The organism is Arsenicicoccus sp. UBA6765 (genome assembly GCF_002453335.1).
GTDB classification, from domain to species: domain Bacteria; phylum Actinomycetota; class Actinomycetes; order Actinomycetales; family Dermatophilaceae; genus Arsenicicoccus; species Arsenicicoccus bolidensis.
Map to the genome: position 1 here is coordinate 253981 of NZ_DKGR01000017.1, position 19158 is coordinate 273138.

16 protein-coding genes and 1 tRNA gene are annotated in these 19158 nt (G+C 72.9%); 4 read left to right on the forward strand and 13 right to left on the reverse strand.

Annotated elements, in window-relative coordinates; genetic code table 11:
- Positions 1 to 328 precede the first annotated feature (328 nt).
- From B4K29_RS04190 to B4K29_RS04205, 4 genes are all read right to left on the reverse strand, one after another.
- Positions 329 to 1528 carry a pyrophosphate--fructose-6-phosphate 1-phosphotransferase gene (locus tag B4K29_RS04190; protein ID WP_286966460.1) on the reverse strand — a complete coding sequence of 400 codons (1200 nt, stop codon included), beginning with the start codon at positions 1526 to 1528 and terminating at the stop codon, positions 329 to 331.
- A gap of 114 nt (positions 1529 to 1642) precedes the next feature.
- Positions 1643 to 2242 (reverse strand): energy-coupling factor transporter transmembrane component T family protein, encoded by a 600-nt coding sequence (locus B4K29_RS04195; protein ID WP_239264113.1) that lies wholly within the window; start codon positions 2240 to 2242, stop codon positions 1643 to 1645.
- 1 nt (position 2243) lies between these two features.
- Entirely contained in the window at positions 2244 to 2930 is a 687-nt protein-coding gene (locus tag B4K29_RS04200) for an energy-coupling factor ABC transporter ATP-binding protein (protein WP_019286389.1), read from the reverse strand.
- Between the two features lie 40 nt (positions 2931 to 2970).
- Positions 2971 to 3642 (reverse strand): biotin transporter BioY, encoded by a 672-nt coding sequence (locus B4K29_RS04205; protein WP_029211270.1) that lies wholly within the window; start codon positions 3640 to 3642, stop codon positions 2971 to 2973.
- A 109-nt stretch (positions 3643 to 3751) separates the two neighbouring features.
- Here B4K29_RS04205 and B4K29_RS04210 point away from each other — a divergent pair, with 109 nt between their 5' ends.
- Entirely contained in the window at positions 3752 to 4825 is a 1074-nt protein-coding gene (locus B4K29_RS04210) for an AbrB family transcriptional regulator (protein WP_286966462.1), read from the forward strand.
- Positions 4826 to 4862: 37 nt separating this feature from the next.
- Here B4K29_RS04210 and B4K29_RS04215 read toward each other — a convergent pair whose 3' ends face one another.
- On the reverse strand, positions 4863 to 5498 hold the full coding sequence (locus tag B4K29_RS04215; RefSeq protein WP_029211272.1) for a YigZ family protein: 636 nt from the start codon (positions 5496 to 5498) through the stop codon (positions 4863 to 4865).
- 25 nt (positions 5499 to 5523) lie between these two features.
- Between B4K29_RS04215 and B4K29_RS04220 the strand changes: the two genes are divergently transcribed.
- Positions 5524 to 6576, forward strand: coding sequence for a Gfo/Idh/MocA family protein (locus tag B4K29_RS04220; protein WP_286966463.1), 1053 nt, complete (start codon positions 5524 to 5526; stop codon positions 6574 to 6576).
- A gap of 16 nt (positions 6577 to 6592) precedes the next feature.
- On the opposite strand, the gene B4K29_RS04225 is transcribed toward B4K29_RS04220, so the two are convergent.
- The 5 genes from B4K29_RS04225 to B4K29_RS04245 form a co-directional block, all read right to left on the reverse strand.
- The gene (locus B4K29_RS04225; RefSeq protein ID WP_286966465.1) at positions 6593 to 7984 is read right to left on the reverse strand and encodes an MFS transporter; all 1392 of its coding nucleotides are present in this window, start codon (positions 7982 to 7984) and stop codon (positions 6593 to 6595) included.
- A 223-nt stretch (positions 7985 to 8207) separates the two neighbouring features.
- The gene (locus tag B4K29_RS04230) at positions 8208 to 9923 is read right to left on the reverse strand and encodes an NAD-dependent malic enzyme (protein WP_029211275.1); all 1716 of its coding nucleotides are present in this window, start codon (positions 9921 to 9923) and stop codon (positions 8208 to 8210) included.
- A 29-nt stretch (positions 9924 to 9952) separates the two neighbouring features.
- The gene (locus B4K29_RS04235; protein WP_019286397.1) at positions 9953 to 10717 is read right to left on the reverse strand and encodes a helical backbone metal receptor; all 765 of its coding nucleotides are present in this window, start codon (positions 10715 to 10717) and stop codon (positions 9953 to 9955) included.
- Positions 10714 to 11589 carry a CoA transferase gene (locus tag B4K29_RS04240; RefSeq protein WP_286961539.1) on the reverse strand — a complete coding sequence of 292 codons (876 nt, stop codon included), beginning with the start codon at positions 11587 to 11589 and terminating at the stop codon, positions 10714 to 10716. Before B4K29_RS04240 ends, B4K29_RS04235 begins: the two co-directional genes overlap by 4 nt.
- 133 nt (positions 11590 to 11722) lie before the next feature.
- Positions 11723 to 11806 (reverse strand) — tRNA-Tyr (locus B4K29_RS04245).
- 147 nt (positions 11807 to 11953) lie between these two features.
- On the opposite strand from B4K29_RS04245, the gene B4K29_RS04250 reads away from it, so the two are divergent.
- Both B4K29_RS04250 and B4K29_RS04255 read left to right on the forward strand, forming a co-directional pair.
- The gene (locus tag B4K29_RS04250) at positions 11954 to 12451 is read left to right on the forward strand and encodes a YajQ family cyclic di-GMP-binding protein (protein WP_019286399.1); all 498 of its coding nucleotides are present in this window, start codon (positions 11954 to 11956) and stop codon (positions 12449 to 12451) included.
- 54 nt (positions 12452 to 12505) lie between these two features.
- Positions 12506 to 13405 carry an AEC family transporter gene (locus tag B4K29_RS04255; RefSeq protein ID WP_029211277.1) on the forward strand — a complete coding sequence of 300 codons (900 nt, stop codon included), beginning with the start codon at positions 12506 to 12508 and terminating at the stop codon, positions 13403 to 13405.
- Positions 13406 to 13521: 116 nt separating this feature from the next.
- Here the strand turns inward: B4K29_RS04255 and pepN are convergent, their stop codons facing one another.
- From pepN to B4K29_RS04270, 3 genes are all read right to left on the reverse strand, one after another.
- Complete coding sequence (gene pepN / locus B4K29_RS04260; RefSeq protein WP_286966466.1) at positions 13522 to 16011, reverse strand: aminopeptidase N; 2490 nt, start codon at positions 16009 to 16011, stop codon at positions 13522 to 13524.
- A 128-nt stretch (positions 16012 to 16139) separates the two neighbouring features.
- Positions 16140 to 17000: a zinc metalloprotease HtpX gene (gene htpX / locus B4K29_RS04265; protein WP_019286402.1), complete on the reverse strand. Its 861-nt coding sequence runs from the start codon at positions 16998 to 17000 to the stop codon at positions 16140 to 16142.
- 62 nt (positions 17001 to 17062) lie between these two features.
- Positions 17063 to 19147, reverse strand: a complete 2085-nt coding sequence (locus B4K29_RS04270; RefSeq protein WP_286966468.1) for a GGDEF domain-containing protein — start codon at positions 19145 to 19147, stop codon at positions 17063 to 17065.
- Between the last annotated feature and the right edge of the window lie 11 nt (positions 19148 to 19158).

Below are 19158 nucleotides of genomic sequence, written 5' to 3' on the forward strand. Positions count from 1 at the left end.
CGCACCGACCTCGCCGTCCACCACCCGCGCCGCACGGACGAGATCCGCCCCTCTTGCCGGGCCGAGGCGAGGTCCGCCGACGTGACACCACAGGCACGAGCCTCCGCCGTCGAGAAGACGGGGCGGGCGATCAGCTCTGGGGGGAGGTCCATGCCGCCAGGGTGGCCGGGCCGGCGCCTCCGCGAACGACCTGGCGACGGACCTGTGGACGGCGGCGCGGCAATCCGCGCGCCTCGATCGCCCTGTGGACGAGGCGGCGCTCACGGTCCTCGCAGACCTCCGGGTTGCCACCCGAAGATCTGCGAGGGAGACGAGTGGGGAGGGGCGGTCAGGCCTGGCCGACCTGGCGCAGCAGGTCCTGGAACCAGTCCTGCGAGGCGTCGAAGGCCTTGTGCCCCGCGATGCGCGGGAACTCGATGACGCGCAGCTCGTCGCCGCGCTCCTCGTCGTTGCCGACGACGCCGGGCGTGCTGGCCTGGGCCGCGTCGACCGCCACGTCGCACATCTGCTTGATCAGCGCGAGGTCGGTGTCGTTGGCGGCGGCGGAGCGGGAGAAGTAGCCGGACTTCTGGACCATCGTCTTCTCGGCCTCGATCTTGGCGCCGAACTCCTTGGCGAAGTAGCTGCCCGGGTTGATCGTGTCGAGCTTGACGTGCCCGAAGGGGTCGCGGGCGACCTCCTGGCCGGACGCCTCGAGCTGCTTGACGATGTCGTCGACGCCGGCGCCCTCGGACAGGAAGATGTTGACGCAGCCGATCTCGTCCATGACCTTCTTGAGCCGCGCGGCCTCCGCGTCGAGGTCGATCTGCACCTCGGGGACGTAGACGCCGTGGATCGCCCAGCGCTCCGGGGTGAGGCCGGCCTGCGGCAGCCAGGTCTGCTGGCCGTGCCAGGTCATGTAGTCGCGGGCCGCCGCCGCCGTCAGCCAGCCGCAGTTGCGGCCCATCACCTCGTGGACGATGAGCATGCGCGGGTTGGAGCCGTGCTCGGCGATGATGTTGCGGGCGAAGATCGCCGCCTGCTCGGCCGCCGTCTGGGCGCCGAGGGACTGGCGGATCGGGACGATGTCGTTGTCGATCGTCTTGGGCAGGCCCACCACGGTCAGCTCGTAGCCCTGCTCGTGCAGGTAGGCCGCGAGGTCCGCCGCCGTGGTGTTGGTGTCGTCGCCGCCGATGGTGTGCAGGACGTCGACGCCGTCCTCCTTGAGGCGGTTGGCCGCGACCTCGAGGGGGTTCTCGCCCTCCTTGACCAGGCCGCGCTCGACGAGGTTCTTGGCGTTGGTGAGCTTGACGCGGGAGTTGCCGATCGGGCTGCCGCCGAAGTTGCGCAGCACCCCCGCGTTGCGGCGGGTCTCCTCGTCGAAGACCGTGTAGCTGCCGGTCAGCACGCCGTGGTAGCCGTGGCGGTAACCGATGAGCTCCACGTCGGGCAGCATCTCGGTGTAGCGCTCGATGAGGTCGCCGACGGCGGCGGACAGGCAGGGGGCGTAGCCGCCGGCGGTCAGCATGGCAACGCGCTTGATGGTCATCGGGAGGGTCCTCCTGCGATAGCGGATGAGGGGGTATGACGGTCGCGACTCTGCGACCTCCACCCTATCGAGGGCGCCCCGGGTGGGCAGACCCCCCCGGGGTGGCTGCGGCGATCAGTCGTCGACGCCCCGGGCCGCGAGGGCGTCACCGACGCGTTCGGCGTGCCGGACCGTGCGGATGACGAGGGGCGTGGCCACCGCCCGCACGGACCGGTCCAGGCCGCGGGCCCGCCTCGCGTCCAGGGTCTGCTGCAAGAGCTGCCCCACGACGGGGATGCTGCGCAGCGTCAGGCTGACGGTCAGGGCCACGCGCTCCGGCGAGACGCCGACGTGCCGCAGCGGCTGGGCGAGGCGCTGCACCCCGTCGAGCATCTCGGACACGCGCGTGGTGAGGGTGACGAGCCCGGCCGCCGCCACCGCGACCACCATGCCGCCGAGGGTGACCACGACGGCCTCCCACCCGCCGCTCCACCACTGGAACGGCGCCATCACCAGCAGGAACCACCGCAGCGGCCGCACCTCGCCCCACGCCAGGCGCAGCGAGATCCGGCACAGGGCGTAGACGCCGAGGACGACCAGCGCCGAGGCCGCCGTCATCCAGGGCCGCTGCACGAGCGACACCGGCACGAGGAACACCGCGAGCGCCAGCAGCTTCCAGGGCACCGGGAGGCGGTGCAGGAGCGAGCGGCCCTCGGCATACGCGCCGGTCAGCACGTCAGGCCCCCATCAGCCGGCGGTAGAAGGGGACCACCTCGCCGGCCGGCCCGTCGGCCGCCACCCGACCCTCGTCGATGCACACGACCCGCTCCCACCCCTCGAGCAGCCACAGGTGGTGGGTGACGAGCACGACCTGCTGGTCGAGGGCGTCGAGCAGCCGCGAGACCTGGTGCGAGTGGCGCAGGTCGAGCAGGGTGGTGGGTTCGTCGCAGACCAGCACGTCGGGCCGAGTGACGAGGATGGCGGCGATGGCGAGGAGCTGCTTCTGGCCCGAGGAGAGCTGGTGCGCGGGGTGATCCGCGTGATCGGCCAGCGAGTAGCGCTCGAGCACCTCGTCGACCAGCCGCCGCTTGTCGTCGTCGCTGAGGTCACGGCGGCGCCGCAGCGAGAACTCCACGTCCTCGCGCACCGTCGGCATCACGATCTGCGCCTCGGGGTCGGGGAAGACGAAGCCGACCTTGCGCCGCACCGCCGCCCCGTCGCGCGCCGCGTCCAGGCCGTCGACCAGCACCCGCCCCTCCGTCGGCTCCACCAGGCCGTTGAGCATGCGCGCGAGCGTGGACTTGCCCGAGCCGTTGGCGCCCACGATGCCGACGCGCGGCTCCGTGAGCGTCAGGTCGACGTGCTCGAGGACGCGGCGATCGCCATAGGCGTGGGCGACGCCCTCGATGCGGATGGTGGGCATGGGTCGTATGGCGGACGCCTGCTGCGAGCCGTGGTCGGCGTCAGCGGCGGCGGGCCGGCACGAGGTCCGGCAGCGCCTTGTGGACGGCGGTGGCGACGACGCCCGCGACGACGGCCTTGACGAGGTCGCCGGGCAGGAAGGTCGCCGAGAAGGTCGCCGCGCCGGCGAGGTCGAGCTTGGCCGAGCGCCAGGCCATCCCGGGGATCCCGAGGGCGTAGGACACGACGATGCCGCCGACCAGGCAGGCGCCGACCGCCGCCATGACGTGCAGGCGCGGGAGGAAGCGCTGGACGAGCAGGCCGATGACGAGCGCGACCACGGGGTAGCCGACGACGAAGCCGACCGTGGGGCCGGTGAAGATGGCGAGCCCGCGCACGCCGCTGGCGAGCACAGGGAGGCCGGCGACCGCGAGGACCACGAACAGCAGCACGGCCAGGAACCCGCGGCGCGCCCCGAGCACGGCGCCGGCGAGCATGATGCCGAGGTTCTGCAGGACGATGGGGGCGGCGCCGCCGACCGGGACCTTGACGGGGACCAGCGCGACGATGAGGGCGCAGAAGGCGGCGACCAGGGCCAGGTCGCGGGCGGTGAGGCCGCGTCGGGTGGCGGGCCGGGTGGTGGGTCGGGTGTGGTCGCCCCCGTCGCTGCTGCTGCTGGTGCTGCTGGCGCTGGGGTCGCTGCTGGTGGAGGTGCGGCGGGCGGCGGTGGACATGGGGCGAAGCGTACCTGAACGGCGTTCAGGAGGTGGCGGTCGGGCCGGGTGATGGTCGACACCTGAGCCGGAGGGGCGCGTGCCGACGAGGCCCACCTAGGGTGCTGGGGTGATCGCCCCTCCCGCCCGCGTGCTCGTCACCGGGGTCGCCGTGGGCGCCGTCGTGTGGGCGGGCCTCGCGCTGCTGGCCCTGCCGTCGCCATCGCTGTTCGGGGGGCTGGCGGCCGGGGCGGTGCTGGCGTTCGGGTCGCCGCGGGCGCCCCAGCTGCCGCGCTGGAGCGTGGTGCTGGCGCAGGCCTTCGTCGGGGTGACCATCGGCGAGACGGTGACGCTGTCGGCGCTGCGCCAGATCGCCGCCGACTGGCCGTCCGTCCTGATCGTCACCGTGGTGACGCTGCTGCTGAGCCTGCTCGCGGGCGTCATACTGGCGCGTCTGCACCCGATCTCGCTGGCCACCGGACTGTTCTCGATGGCCGCCGGCGGGGCGTCGGGCATCACGTCGATAGCCGACGAGCTGGGGGCGGACGCGCGGGTCGTGTCGATCCTGCAGTACCTCCGGGTGCTGCTCGTCCTGGTGACCCTGCCGCTCGTCGTGGGTCTGGTGTTCCACCCGCAGACGGGGCAGGGCGGGGACGCCGCTGCCGGCGGGGCCGGTGACGGCTGGGTCGCGTCCGCGGTCTTCGTCGCCCTGTCGGTCGGGGTGGGGCTCGGGCTGGCCCGGCTGGTGCCGGTGTCGACGTTCACGCTGATCGGGCCGCTGGCCGTGGCCGGAGGGCTGACGCTGTGGGGCGGGCTCGGCGCCGCGCAGACACCCGGCCTGCTCGTGTCCTTGGCGATGCTGGCGATCGGCCTGCAGGTCGGGGTGAAGTTCACGCGCGACAGCGTGCGGGCGATCGGGCGGCTGCTGCCTGCCGGGCTCGTGCTGATCGCGGCTCTGCTGATCCTGTGCGGGGTGCTCGGCTGGGTGCTGTCGCAGGTCACGGGCGTCGACCCGCTGACGACCTATCTGGCGACGACGCCGGGCGGGCTGTTCGCGGTGCTGGCGACGGCGACCGCCAGCGGCGCCGAACCGACCTATGTCTTTGCCGTGCAGCTCGCTCGGCTCCTCGCGATCCTGGCGCTGGCGCCGCTGCTCGCGCGCTGGCTGCGGACCCGCCAGGGAGCGTGGACCCGCCGGGGGTAGAGGCATCAGCCTGGGGAACGAAGGCCGGTTGATGCCTCTACCGGGGGTGGGTGCGGTAGTCGGTGGGGCCGTCGACCAGGACGCCCGCTCCCCCGGTCAGCTCGGCGACCAGCGCCGCGAGCTCGTCGCGCTCCTGCGGCTCCGCGTCGAGCCTCAGCGTCGCCCGCTCCGCGTAGTCGGTGCCGTCGACGTGCACCCCGCGCGAGCGCAGCGCCGCCTCCACGCGCCCCGCGTCCGCGTGCACGACCTCCAGCGAGAACCGTTGCGCCAGACGGCGCTCCAGCACCTGGGCGGCATCGCACGCGGCGCGCACGCTGTCGCCATACGCCCGGATCAGCCCACCGGTCCCGAGCAGCGTCCCCCCGAACCACCGCGTGACCACGCACACCACGTCGCTCAGCCCGCGGCCGCGCAGGACCTCGAGCATCGGCGCCCCCGCCGTCCCCGCCGGCTCGCCGTCGTCGGACGACCGCTCCGTCATCGCCTCCGGCCCCAGCACGAACGCCGAGCAGTGGTGCCGGGCGTCCCAGTGCGCCCTGCGGGCCGCCTCCACCACGGCCCGGGCCGCCGCCTCGTCCTCGACCCGCTCCAGCCGCGCCAGGAACCGCGAGCGCCGCACCTCGATCTCGACGTCGACGGGCGACGCGACGGTCAGGTAGGACTGGGGCACCAGGCCATCCTCCCCTAGGCTCGACGGGGTGAGCGACCTCCCTGTCCCCCTGCCCACCACGCTGCCCGACAGCCGCGTCCCCGACCCCCGTGAGGCTCCCCCGCTGCGGTGGGGCGTGATCGGGCCCGGCGGCATCGCGCGGGCGTTCGCCGACGGGCTGCACACGCACACGCGCAGCCGCGTCGTCGCCGTCGGGTCGCGGTCCCTTGACCGCGCCGAGGCCTTCGCGCGCGAGGTGGGGGGCGCGACGGCATACGGCTCGTATGCCGAGCTCGTCGCGGACCCCCAGGTCGACGCGGTCTATGTGGCCTCGCCGCACAGCGAGCACCGCGAGCACGCGCTGCTGGCCGTCGCGGCGGGACGCCACGTGCTGGTGGAGAAGGCCTTCACGCGCACGGCGGCCGAGGCGCAGGAGGTCGTCGACGCCGCCCGCGCCGCCGACGTGACGTGCATGGAGGCGATGTGGACGCGCTACCTGCCGCAGAGCGACGTGATCCGACAGCTCGTCGCCGACGGGGTGCTGGGCGAGCTCGAGACGGTGCTCGCCGACCACGGGCAGTGGTTCGCCGAGGACCGGTCGTTCCGGCTGTTCGCGCCGGAGCTGGCGGGCGGGTCCCTGCTCGACCTGGGCATCTATCCCGTGTCCTTCGCCTGCGGCGTGCTCGGTATGCCGCAGCGGGTCACCGCCGTCGGCACGACGGCCTTCACCGGGGTGGAGGCGCAGGCCTCGATGATCCTGTCGGACTTCGCGGCGGCGCCCAGGGCGCACGCGGTGCTGACGACGACGCTGGCCGCCAAGACCCCCACCACCGCCTCCATCTCGGGGTCGCTGGCGCGCGTCGAGCTGGACGGCGACTTCTACCAGCCCGGTCGGGTGCGGCTGGTGTCGCGCTCCGGCGAGGTGGTCGAGGGCCCGGAGCCGGTCGTGCACGGGCACCGGGGGCTGTGCTACGAGGCGGCCTACCTGGCGCGGCTGGTCGCGGAGGGGCGACGCGAGTCGGAGCTGCTGCCCCTGGACGAGACGGTCGCGATCATGGGGCTGCTCGACGAGGCGCGGCGGCAGATCGGCGTGCCTCTGTGAGATCAGCTGAGGTAGGTCAGAGCTCCTCGAGCTCCTTGCCGCGCAGCTCGGGCAGGCCGAGGGCCGAGAACGCCGCGATCGCGAACGCCACCGCGAAGGTCGTGAACACCAGGCCCGTCCCCCCGGCCGCCTTGAGCGGCGGCACGGCCAGCGGCGCCAGGATCGAGGCGATGCGCCCGAACCCCGCCGACGCCCCGGACCCGGTCCCCCGCATGACGGTGGGGTAGATCTCGGGGGTGACGGCATACAGCGCACCCCAGGCACCGAGGTTGAAGAAGCTGAGCGCGCACCCAGCGGCGAGGATCGCCGGCACCGACGAGGCCATCCCGAACGCCCCGGCGGCGCAGGCCGACCCGATCAGGAAGGTCGTGAGCGTCGCGCGGCGCCCCCACGCCTCGATCAGCCAGGCCGAGACGGCATAGCCGGGGAGCTGGGCGAGGGTGATCCACAGGGTGTACTCGAAGGACTTGACCATGTCGAAGCCCTGGGCGAACAGGAGCGAGGGCAGCCAGATGAACGCGCCGTAGTAGGAGAAGTTGACGCAGAACCACACGACCCACAGCGACGCCGTGCGGAGCCGGTAGCGCGAGCTCCACAGCCCGGGCACCGGCCCGGTCGGCGGGACGGGGGCGTCGATGGCGGCGTCCGGCGCGTGGTCGGGGGCGGGCACCCCCGCCGGCTCCTCGAAGCTGCGGACCGCGGACTCCGCCTCGGCATACCGGCCCTTGGACTCCAGGAAGCGCACCGACTCCGGCAGGGTGGCGCGCACGACCAGGGCATAGAGCGCCGGCACGACGCCCAGCGCCATCGCCCACCGCCACCCGTCGGCGCTGCCGGGGATGACGAAGTAGCCGATGAGCGCCGCCAGGATCCACCCGATCGCCCAGAAGGACTCGAGGCCGACGACGACGCGGCCGCGGATGTGCGCCGGGGAGTACTCGCTGATCAGGGTGGACGCGACGGGAAGCTCAGACCCGAGGCCCAGCCCGACGACGAACCGCAGCGCCATCAGGACCGCCACGCTGCCGGCCAGCGCCGACGCGCCCGTGGCGAGGCCGTAGACGAGCAGGGTCAGCGCGAACACCTGGCGCCGCCCGATCCGGTCGGCCAGCAGGCCACCGAGGGTCGCCCCCACCGCCATGCCGAGCGAGCCGATCGAGGCGATCCAGGACACCTCGGTCGGCGTGAGCTGCCACTGGCGGGCCAGCGCGGTCAGGACGAACGAGATGAGGCCGACGTCCATCGCGTCGAGCGCCCAGCCGACGCCGGAGCCCGCGAGCAGACGGCGGTGCTTGCTCGTGAACGGCAGGCGGTCGAGCCGCTCGGTGCGGGTGAGGTGGCGGTCGAGGCCGGTGGCGGGACCGGTCGGGCCGGTCGATCCGAGGGGACCGGTCGAGGTGGCGGGCATGGCTGGCTCCTGCGGGGGCGAGACAGGGTGGAGCGGGCGGGTCGAGCGGGTCGGACGACGGATCAGGCCGTATGACGGACGCCGCACCCGGGACGCGGGGGCAGGCGAGGCGCCTGTTGTGCTCACTATAAGCATTAATGGCGCGGCGTGATTCCCCGACCCCGCAGGTTCACCCGGACGTGCTCAGGAGCCGCGCACGTCCGGGCGTCAGGACGGGCGCCGGTCAGACCACCTCGAGGTCCGGATAGACCGGGTGCCACATGCGCTGGTAGACCGCCTGGACGGGCTCGTCGACCTCGACCGTCGCGAGCCCCTCCTCCTGGGCCGCCTTGACGACCGCGAGCGCGACCGTCGCGGAGACGTAGCGCAGCTGCGTGATCGAGGGCAGCAACGACATCTCGGGACGCGTGACCTGGCTGATCCCGGCGATGGCCTCCGAGGCCGCCGCGATCATGCCGTCCGAGACCCGCGAGGCCCCGCACACCGCGACGCCGAGCCCGAGGCCGGGGAACACGAGCGCGTTGTTGGCCTGCGCGATCTCGTAGGTGCGCTGGTGGAAGGTGACGGGGGCGAACGGCGACCCGGTCGCGATCATCGCCTTGCCGTGCGTCCAGTCGACGATGCGCTCCGGGATGCCCTCGGACAGGCTCGTCGGGTTGGACAGCGGCATGATGATCGGGTTGCGGGTGTGCGCGGCCATGTCCCGGACGATCGCCTCGGTGAAGGTGCCTGGCTGGCCGGACGTGCCGATGAGGATCGTGGGGTGGGTGTTGCGGACGACGTCGGCCAGCCCGATCCGGCCCGCGACGTCGAGCCGCCAGCCCTGCACGTCGGCGTCGGTGCGGGCGTAGGGCTTCTGGAACGGCCGGACCCGGTCGCCGAGCGCCTCGGTGATCAGGCCCCGCGACCCCAGGCACCAGAACCGCGCGTTGGCCTCCTCCGGCGACGCCCCCTCGCGGATCATGATGTCGCGCAGCAGGTTGGCGATGCCGACGCCGGCGGTGCCGGCGCCGTGCACGACGATGCGCTGGTCGCTCATCCGCTCGCCCGTGGCCTTGACCCCGGCGAGGGCCGCGGCGGCCACGACGGCGGCCGTGCCCTGCACGTCGTCGTTGAAGGTGCAGATGTCGTGGCGGTACTTCTCGAGGATACGGTGCGCGTTGCTCGCGCCGAAGTCCTCCCAGTGCAGCATGGCCTTGGGGTAGAGCCGGGTCGTGACCTCGACGAACTTGTCGATGAACGCGTCGTAGCGCTCGCCGCGCACCCGAGCGTGCCGCACGCCGAGGTAGAGCTCGTCGTTGAGCAGGGCGAGGTTGTCGGTGCCGACGTCGAGCACGACCGGGATGGCCCGGCGCGGGTGGATGCCGGCGGCCGCGGTGTAGACGGAGAGCTTGCCGATGGCGATCTGCACGCCACCCACGCCCTGGTCACCGATGCCGAGGATGCCCTCGGAGTCCGTGGCGACGACGAGGTCGACGTCCTCCGGCTCGAGGCCGTAGTTGAGGAAGGCGTTCTCGATGCCGTCCGGGTCGTCGATCGATAGGAAGACGCCGCGCGGGCGGGAGTACCAGTGCGAGTAGCGCTGGATCGCCTCGCCGATCGTCGGCGTGTAGACGATCGGCAGCATCTCCTCGAGGTGCTCGGCCAGCAGGCGGTAGAAGAGCACCTCGTTGCGGTCGCGCATGGCCGACAGGTAGACGTTCTTGGACAGCGCGTCCGGCTGCTCGCGGAACTGCTGGTAGACCCGCGAGATCTGCCCCTCGATGGGCACGATGCCGCTCGGCATGAGGCCGTTGAGCCGCAGCGAGTCCCGCTCGGCCTTGGTGAACGCGGTGCCGCGGTTGATCAGGGGGATGGCCAGGACGTCGTTGCCCCGCACGCGGACACGGACCGTGGTGCCGGTGGGGGTGGACTCGAACTCGAAGGGGCGACTCGACATGGCCCCCAGCCTAGAGCCGATGGGCCTGGTCACCGCCCTCGGAGCTGGCGCACGAGCCGCTCGGGCGCGCCGATCATGGCCGGGCCGTACCACGTGAGCGAGCGGCCGTCGACGAGCGCGCTCGGGAGGGGGTCGAAGGCCTCCGGGCCGTCGTCGTCGGTGAACCGGTAGGGCTCGTCCGGCAGGATCGCCAGGTCCGCGCCGGGCAGCTCGTCCAGCGGCACCGCGGGATAGCGCTCGTCGTGCCCCCGCAGCACGTTGTCCACGCCGAGCCGGCGCAGCACGTCCCCGGCATAGGTGTCCTGGCCGACGAACATCCACGGACGACGCCAGATCGGTATGACGGCGCGCACCCTCCTCGCGGGGTCGACGCGCGTCGGCGCGGCCCAGGCGTCGTGCGCGTCGTCCAGCCAGCTGGGCGGCGGCACCTCGAGGGCGTCTATCAGGCGCGCCATGGAGCGCAGCGCCCCGTCGACCGTGCGGATCTGCGTGGTCCACACCGGGATCCCCGCGTCGCGCAGCGCGGCGAGGTCCGCGGGGCGGTTCTCCTCGTCCTCGGCGACGACCAGGTCGGGGCGCAGCGCGACGATCGCGTCGAGGTCGGGGTTCTTGGTGCCCCGCACCCGCGTGACGTCGAGGTCGGCGGGGTGCGTGCACCAGTCGGTGGCGCCGACGAGCGCGTCGGGGGCGCTCCAGGCGACGGCCTCGGTCAGGGACGGCACGAGGCTGACGACGCGCCGCGGCGTCCCGTCGATGACGACGGACAGGCCGAGGTCGTCGAGGTAGCGCGTCATGCCGTCACCTCGTGCTCGTCCTCGTGCTCGGCTACGGGATCCCGCTCGGGCTCCCGCACGGCCGCCAGCGGCACGTCGTGCTCCTCGCCCCAGGCCTCCCACTCGTCCGGCGTGCGCCCGGCGAGCGTCGCGGCGATCTGCCCGTGGTCCGCCCCGAGCAGCTCCTGGGCCCTCGCCCAGAAGTGCGGCTCCAGGGCGGCCAGCGCGACGTGGCCCCCGCGAGCGGCATACAGGCCGTATCCCGCGAAGCCGCCCCCCAGCAGGGAGCCGGGCGTGGTCATCCCGCGGCGCACCGGCGCCCCGAGGTCGTCGGCGCAATCACCCAGCCCCACCTCGCGCAGCGTCCCCTCCCCCGTCCGCTCCCGCAGCAGCAGCCCGGCGAGGGTCTCGCTGACGGCCCGCTCCGCGCCCGCGAGGTCGGCGGCCAGCGTGCGCGGGGCGGCCGGAGGGGTGAGGATCCCGGCGGCGGCCTGGTAGGTCAGGTCGTGACCGGGGACGTCGGCGCGCTCCCCGGCCCGTCCCACGATCGAGGTGTGGACCAGCCGAGGGAGGGCCTCGTGCAGGTGCGACCAGTCGAGCCCGAGCCGAGCCAGGGCCGCCGGCCGGGTGGCCGTGACCAGCACGTCGGCGCCGGCGAGCAGCAGGTCCAGCTCGCGCCGCTGAGCCGGGTCCTTGAGGTCGAGCCGCCGCACCTCGAGACGGCGGCTCAGGTCGGCATACCACCCCGGCGCGTAGCGCTCGAGGGGGTCACCGTCGGGAGGCTGCACCACGATCCCCCGCGCGCCCAGGTCGACCAGGCGCGCCACGGCGACCGGGCCGGGCACGTTGACGGCCAGGGAGACGACGACGACCCCCGACAGCGGTTGGGACATGACCCCATCTCACCTGGTCAGGGGGCGGACCGCCACCGGTGACCGGACGTGCACCACCGGATCCCCCGACCGGACGACGCAGAACGGCCCAGGACGTGGAGATCCTGGGCCGTTCCTGTGCAGCGTGACGCTGTGGTGGCGGGTGAAGGATTCGAACCTTCGTAGCTTTCGCGATGGATTTACAGTCCACTCCCATTGGCCGCTCGGGCAACCCGCCATGGTGCGTCGGAAAGCATAGCAACGACGAGCAGGTATGCCGAATCCGCGATCCGCGCGGTGGCGAGCGGGAGGCGGCGGTCCGCCATACGGCCCGATGTTTGGGAGACTGGGCGTCAGCACCCACCGGACACCCGAGGAGGACTCCATGGCGGACAGCTCGTTCGACATCGTCAGCAAGGTCGACAAGCAGGAGGTCGACAACGCGCTCAACCAGGCGTCCAAGGAGGTGTCGCAGCGCTACGACTTCAAGGGCGTGGGCGCGTCCATCGAGTGGAGCGGCGACAACGTCCTGATCAAGGCCAACACCCCCGAGCGCTGCGCCGCCGTCCTCGACGTCTTCGAGACCAAGCTGGTGCGCCGCGGCGTCTCGCTCAAGTCCTTCGACTTCGGCGAGGACAAGGAGGCCAAGCCGTCGGGCAAGGAGTACCGCCTCGAGGGGGCCATGCGCGACGGCATCACGCAGGACAACGCCAAGAAGATCTCCAAGCTCATCCGCGACGAAGGCCCCAAGTCGGTCAAGGCGCAGATCCAGGGCGACGAGCTGCGGGTCTCGTCCAAGTCCCGCGACGACCTGCAGGCCGTCCAGCAGCTGGTGAGGGAGGCCGACCTCGACTTCGCGGTGCAGTTCACCAACCGCCGCTGAGCCGAGCACCGAGACGCACGCCCGCACCCCGGCAGCGCTGGATAGCCTGCCGGGGTGCTTGCTGCCCTCGTCCAGGTCGTGCTGCCCGTCGTGCTCGTGGCGGCGGTCGGCTACGTGCTGGCGCGGTCGTTCGCCCTGGACCGGCAGACCCTCAACAAGGTGGGGATGCACGGGCTGACGCCGGCGCTGGCCTTCACCTCGATCGTCAAGACCGAGGTGTCCCCCGGCCAGGGCGTGTGGCTGGTCGCGGGCTATGTCGCGGCCAACGTCCTGGCGGGGCTCGTCGCCTGGGCGGTCGGCGGTCGCTGGCCCGGGCGCACCCGCCGCGGCGTGGTGGCCTGCACCGTCATCGGCAACAACGGCAACTTCGGCCTGCCCGTGGCGCTGCTCGCCCTCGGCCAGCCGGGGCTCGACCAGGCCCTGGTCCTGTTCATCGTGTCGGTGGTCGTGATGTTCACGATCGGGCCCGTGCTCTACGGCTCGCACGACGGGCTGGGAGCAGGGCTGCGGTCGCTCGTCCGCCTGCCCGTGCTGTGGGCTCTCGTGGCCGCCACCGTGGTGCGCCTGACCGGTATGACGGTCCCCATCGGCGTCATGCGGGGCATCGAGCTGCTCTCGGCCGCCGCCATACCCCTGGTGCTGCTGCAGCTCGGGGTGCAGCTGGGGCAGTCACGACGCATCCACCTGACCGCCCCGGTGCTGGTGAGCGTGGGGCTGCGGTCGGTGCTGCTGCCGCTGCTCGGGCTCGCCGTGGCGGTGCTGCTGCCGCTGCCCACGCTGTCGGCCCAGTCGCTGGTGCTGGCGCTGGCGATGCCGACGGCGGTCAACGCGTTCCTGCTCGCCGAGGAGTTCCGGGGGGACTCGGAGATGGTGGCGAGCGTGGTCGCGGTGACCACCGTCGTGGCGGTGCCGGTGGTGGCGCTGGTGGTCAGCCTGCTGCCCCTGATCCGCTGACCCGCCGGGGGTAGAGGCATCAGCCTGGCGTGCGAACCCAGGCTGATGTTCCTACCTGAGGTAGGTCTGTTCGCCTGGCGTGCTAACCCAGGCGGACGTGACTACCTGAGGTAGGTCTAGAAGGTGTCGCGGGAGAGAAGGACCTGGCGCAGCACCGACTCCTGGTCGACGATCCCGCGCCGCACCGCCGCGGTCAGGTCCGAGCGGCCCTGCGCGTCCTGCGACCGCTGCAGCGCCTCCGGCTCGGCGAGCTGCACGGGATAGGCCAGCTTGGCCACCCGGGCCATCGCGTCGTCGCCCACCCACGCGCACATCGCCGGCACGTCCTCGAAGTAGCGCTCGACGTAGGGCCGCAGCACCGCCGTGTCGCCGCTGCGCCAGAAGGACCCGGCAAGGGCGTTCATCTCGTGGTTGGAGCGACCGCGCTGCTCGGTCAGCTCCGCCCAGGCCCAGGCCTTGTCCTCGCCGTGGGGTCGCGCGGCTCGTGCACCGAGCCAGGCGAGCGTGCCCGTCACCGTGGCGTCGGCCGCGTGCGCCTCCTCCAGCTCCTCGACCGAGAGGGCGCCGTCACCGGCGAGGGTCGTGGCGACGAGCCAGCGGAAGTCGGCGTCGCCCTCGAGACCCGCCGGCAGGTCGCTCCCGGCATACCACCGGCGCAGGAGCTCCTCGTCGCGCGACGTGGAGGCGACCACCCGCGCGGCCGCGAGCGCCCGGGTGGAGCCGGGCTCCGCGGCCTCGAGGGCGGCGGCACCGGCCTCGGCGACCCGGACCCGGGCCTCGGCTCGCTCGTCGGCGGGGAGGTAGACGGCCACGACCACCTCGGGGACGTAGCGCCCGGCCGCCGAGAGCACCGAGTCGTCCGACTCCAGCGGCCAGGCGGCGCAGAACACGTCGACGACGAGCCGCGGGTCGACCGTCGCGAGGGCGACGCCGTCGCGCAGGGCGTTCCAGAGCACGACGCGGGCGGCCAGGTCGTCGACCTGGGCGAGCTGCTCGGGCAGGCGCCGGAGCGTGTCCTCGTCCAGGACCACCGTCGCCCAGGTCAGGTCGGAGGCGTTGGGCACGAGGATCGCCGGGCGCGGCCGGTCGAGCAGCTCGTGCACCACGCGGCGGTCCTCGTCGAGGGTGAGCCGTGCCCGCACCTGCTCGACCCCGTCGGTCCAGCCGGCGACGTCCAGGGCGTGCGAGCGCCGCGCCGGGTGCGCCTCGGGAGCGACCTTGACCAGCTCGGCGCGCCGCACGAGGTCGGACTCGTCGGCGCAGTCCACGTCGAGACGGATCGCGTCGAGCCCCGCCGTGCGCAGCCAGGCGTCGGTCCAGTCGGTCAGCGAGGCGCCGTGCGCCCGCTCCATCGCCGCGAAGAAGTCGCTCATCTCGGCGTTGCCGTACGCGTGCCGCTGCAGGTAGTCCCGCACGCCGGCCACGAACGCCTCGTCGCCGATGTAGGCGATCAGCTGCCGCAGCACCGCGGACCCCTTGGCGTAGGAGATGCCGTCAAAGTTCTGCAGGGCGGCGAGGGCGTCCTCGGAGCCGTTGCCCGCCACCGGGTGCGTCGACGGCGAGCGCTCGGCGGAGTAGCCCCAGGCCTTGCGGACGATCCCCTGGTCGGACCAGGCGTCGGGGTAGAGCCCGCTCTCGACGACGCACCGGCTGGCCATGTACTCCGCGAACGACTCGTTGAGCCACAGGTCGTCCCACCAGGCCAGCGTCACCAGGTCGCCGAACCACATGTGCGCCATCTCGTGGCTGACGGTGTTGTCCCGCGACAGCAGCTCGGCGCCGGTCACGCGGGAGCGGAAGAGGTACTCGTCGCGCAGGACCACGCAGCCGGGGTTCTCCATCGCGCCGGCGTTGAACTCCGGCACCCACACCTGGTCGTACTTGCCGAAGGGATAACGGATCCCGAACAGCTCGTGGAAGTAGTCGAAGCTGCGGCGGGTCACCTCCAGGACCCGCGGTGCGTTGGCCTCGAGCTGGGCCCGGATCGAACGGCGGGCGTAGAGGCCCAGCGGGATCCCGTCGTGCTCCTCGGTGACGCTCACGTAGGGGCCGGCGCAGATCGACACGAAGTAGGTCGCGATCGGCGCCGTCTCGGCCAGGTGCCACACGTCGCCCTCGCGGGTCGCGGCGCCGTTGCCGATCACCACCCAGTCGCTCGGCGCGGTCACGGTGAACGTGCAGGGTGCCTTGAGGTCCGGCTGGTCGAAGCAGGCGAACACCCGCGGCGCCGCGTCCATGAACGAGTGGCCGTAGACGTAGTGCTCGCCGTCGGCCGGGTCGACCGCCCGGTGCAGGCCGGAGCCGTCCTTGCTGTAGCTCATCGTCGCGCGGACGATGAGCTCGTTGTCGGCCGCCAGACCGGTCAGCCGCAGCCGACCGTCGGCCAGGGCGTCGGACGGCACCGGCTCACCGTTGAGCGTCGCCTCCTGCAGCTCGGTCGCCTTGAGGTCGACGAAGGTGCTCTCGCCCGGGGTGGCGGCGAAGGTGAGGACGGTGCGGCTGCCGAAGGTCGTCTCGCCCTGGGTGAGGTCGAGCTCGACGGCATAGCGGGGGTGCTTCACGGTCGTGGCGCGCCCTCGCGCCTCCGTGCGGGTCAGGCTGGTCATGGGCCCACCGTTTCACACCCCGGGTCGTGCCGGTGGGTCGGCGACAGGCAGCAGTGCCGTATGCCGCGGGCCGGCGGCATACGGCGCTGCGTCACGAGGCCCGAACGGGCGCGGTCAGACGGCCGCGGTCAGCGCCCGTGGTAGCCGGCCATCTGCTCGAGCCGGGAGATCCGGTCGGCAGTGGCGGGGTGGGTGCTGAAGAGCTTGCTGACGTCCTGCGCGCGGAAGGGGTTGGCGATCATCATGTGGCTCGCGTTCACGACGTCGGGCTGGGGCGCCAGGGGCGCCCGGGCCACGCCGAGCTCGAGCTTCTTGAGGGCCGAGGCCAGGGCGAGCGGGTCGCCGGTGAGGGAGGAGCCGTCCTCGTCGGCGTCGAACTCGCGGGTGCGGGAGATCGCCATCTGGATCAGGCTCGCGGCCAGCGGGGCCAGCAGCGCCATGAGGATCATGACCACCGGGTTGGGGCGGTCCTCGTCGTTGCCGCCGCCGAAGAACATGGCCATCTGCGCGACGCTCGTGATGACCCCGGCGATCGCGGCCGCCACCGAGCTCGTGAGGATGTCTCGGTTGTAGACGTGCATCAGCTCGTGGCCGAGGACGCCCCGCAGCTCACGCTCGTCGAGCAGGCGCAGGATGCCCTCGGTGCAGCACACCGCCGCGTGCTGGGGGTTGCGTCCCGTGGCGAACGCGTTGGGCGCCTCCGTCGGGGAGATCCACAGCGTGGGCATCGGCTGACCCGCCTTGGCGGACAGCTCCTCGACGATGCGGTACATCGCCGGAGCCTGCTCCCGCGTGACCGGGTAGGCCTGCATGGCCTTGAGCGCCAGCTTGTCGGAGTTCCAGTAGGAGTAGAAGGTCATGCCGAGGCCGACCAGGGCGAACAGCCAGATGTAGCGGCCGTTGCCGATGAGGGCGCCGAGGCCGAGGAGCAGCGCCCAGATGACGCCGAAGAGCGCAGCGGTCTTGAGACCGTTGAAGTGCCGATGCATGCCAGGAACAACGCCGGTGCGCCCGCGAACGTTCCGGGTGGGTTCGTGGGCGGCGCCGACGGTCAGGGCGTCACGTCGGCGGGCACGAGGTGGGAGGGCCCGGCGTCGCCGTGGCTCTGGCGCCGGACGGCCTCGTCGGCCTCGTTGACGGCCTGCCACAGCCCACCCTCGGTGTGGTCGTCGGTGTAGGCCAGCCCCACCAGGACCTCCACCTCGGAGGACCGCTCCCCCAGGTCCTGCTGGAGGCGACGCCGCAGCAGCGCCAGGCGGTCCGCGCCGGGCACGACGAGCACCAGGTCGCGTCCGCTGACCCGGCCCACGACGCCCCTCCCCCGCGCCAGCTCGTGCAGGCTCGTCGCCACGAGGGCGAGGTCGGCCTCCAGGGCGGTGCCCTGCCCCTCGCCCCCGCGGGGCAGCACCGAGGTCAGCAGGATCCCCGTCCGGCGGGCGGGCGGCAGGTCGAGGAACTCCCGGGCGAGGCCCGCCCGGGTCAGCACCCCCGTGGTCGGGTCGGTGAGGGTGAGCACGTGCAGCCGGTTGAGCGAGGTGAGGCGGCGGCGGCGCACCATGGCCGCCAGCAGCGCCGTCACCGCGACCAGCCCGACCGCGAGGATGGTGATGCTAAGGGCGTGCGGCAGCGCGGTGGGACCCACCGCCGTGGCCAGGACGAAGCTCACCGGCAGGAGCACGACCATCCACTGCGCCCACACCCGGTCCAGGAGCACGCCCGCGATGGTCGCGGGGTAGGCCGCGAGCACCACCACGAGGTAGCGCGCCTCGACCGTGGGCACGTTCATCACCACCATGACGGTGACAGGGAGCGTCAGCGTCACCAGGAGGCGCCCCACCCGTGGGTGACCCGTGTCGCTCTGCGCGACCCACATCCCCCCGCAGGCGAGCGCCAGGCAGGCGGCGTAGACGAGCAGGTCGACGGGGCTCGACTGATCGGGGCGCCGCGGCACCGCGCTCAGCAGGATGCCGGTGCCGGCCAGCCACCACCCGAGCACCCGGGCATCGCTGCCCGGGAGGTCGGGCTTGTCGGGCTCCTCCTGCCGGGGAGGCGCCGCCGGCACCGGCTGGGGCACCGGGACCGGGACATAGGTCTCGGGCTCGAACTGCTGGGCGTCGATCCCCCCGGTGGACAGCTGCGCGGCGGTGACCCGCTGGCGGGCGCGCTCGACCATCGGGACGAGCTGCCCCTCGGCCAGCAGGTCCAGGGGGATGCCCCAGACGACGCCGGCACTGGCGGTGACCGGGCGCTGCGGGCTGGCCACCCGCACCGCGCGCAGCAGGGACGGCACGAGCAGGTCGGGGTCGATGTCGCTGACCACGATGAACTCGTGGTCGACGAACCGGCTGACGAGGTGGCTGCGGTGGTAGGCGCGCTCCAGGGCCACGGCGACCCTGGCCATCACATGGTCGGCAGCGGCTCCGCCCCACGCCGAGGCGGCCTCGTCGAAGGAGTCCAGGTGGATGGACACCAGGCACACCGGCTCGGCTCCCCGCCCCCGCTCCGACCACTCGCTCAGCTCGTGCTCGAGACCTCGCCGGTTGAGCACCCCCGTGACCGGGTCCAACCGGGTCTGCTCGAGCACCGACCGCTCCCGGCGCCGCACCCGTCCGAGGACCAGCGCGGCCACCACACCGGGCATCACGATCGCCGCCGCTCCCGCCACCACCTCGTGCGCGTAGCGGGCCACGTCGACGTCGCTCAGCGCCAGGAAGATCCAGCCGCAGCCCAGGCACCCGACGGTGACCAGGGCGGCGTGGGCGGGTCGGCACAGGTAGGCCGCCAGCACGACCACGGGCTCCAGCAGCCAGAACCACACGATGGGAGGCCGCGGATCCACCAGGAAGGTCGTGAAGAGCGGGGACGACAGCGCCGACGTCGTCAGGATGACGGGCGCCCACCACGTGTCGGTCCATCCCGGCCGTCCGAGCGTCACCGCCAGCTGTGCCGTGTAGAAGGCCGCCACCAGAGCGAAGCCCAGCGCCATACCGAGGTCGGCGAAGCCGGAGGAGGTGGCCAGGTCCACCGCGCCCACGAGGAGCCCGCCCGCGGGAGCGCACGCCAGCAGCAGGGACGCCTCGCGCAGGCCGAGCCAGGACGCCAACCCCACCGACGTGGGTCGCGAGGCAGGTGTCATCGGCAGGTCGT

Bases quoted from the DNA above. Each gene is read 5' to 3' on its own strand.
- B4K29_RS04235 (WP_019286397.1), bottom strand. From the start codon at position 10,717: ATGACGCGCTACCTCGACGACCTCGGCCTGTCCGTCGTCATCGACGGG.
- B4K29_RS04240 (WP_286961539.1), bottom strand. From the start codon at position 11,589: ATGTCCCAACCGCTGTCGGGGGTCGTCGTCGTCTCCCTGGCCGTCAAC.
- B4K29_RS04270 (WP_286966468.1), bottom strand. From the start codon at position 19,147: ATGACACCTGCCTCGCGACCCACGTCGGTGGGGTTGGCGTCCTGGCTC.
- pepN (WP_286966466.1), bottom strand. From the start codon at position 16,011: ATGACCAGCCTGACCCGCACGGAGGCGCGAGGGCGCGCCACGACCGTG.
- B4K29_RS04200 (WP_019286389.1), bottom strand. From the start codon at position 2,930: ATGCCCACCATCCGCATCGAGGGCGTCGCCCACGCCTATGGCGATCGC.
- htpX (WP_019286402.1), bottom strand. From the start codon at position 17,000: ATGCATCGGCACTTCAACGGTCTCAAGACCGCTGCGCTCTTCGGCGTC.
- B4K29_RS04190 (WP_286966460.1), bottom strand. From the start codon at position 1,528: ATGACCATCAAGCGCGTTGCCATGCTGACCGCCGGCGGCTACGCCCCC.
- B4K29_RS04225 (WP_286966465.1), bottom strand. From the start codon at position 7,984: ATGCCCGCCACCTCGACCGGTCCCCTCGGATCGACCGGCCCGACCGGT.
- B4K29_RS04230 (WP_029211275.1), bottom strand. From the start codon at position 9,923: ATGTCGAGTCGCCCCTTCGAGTTCGAGTCCACCCCCACCGGCACCACG.
- B4K29_RS04250 (WP_019286399.1), top strand. From the start codon at position 11,954: ATGGCGGACAGCTCGTTCGACATCGTCAGCAAGGTCGACAAGCAGGAG.
- B4K29_RS04205 (WP_029211270.1), bottom strand. From the start codon at position 3,642: ATGTCCACCGCCGCCCGCCGCACCTCCACCAGCAGCGACCCCAGCGCC.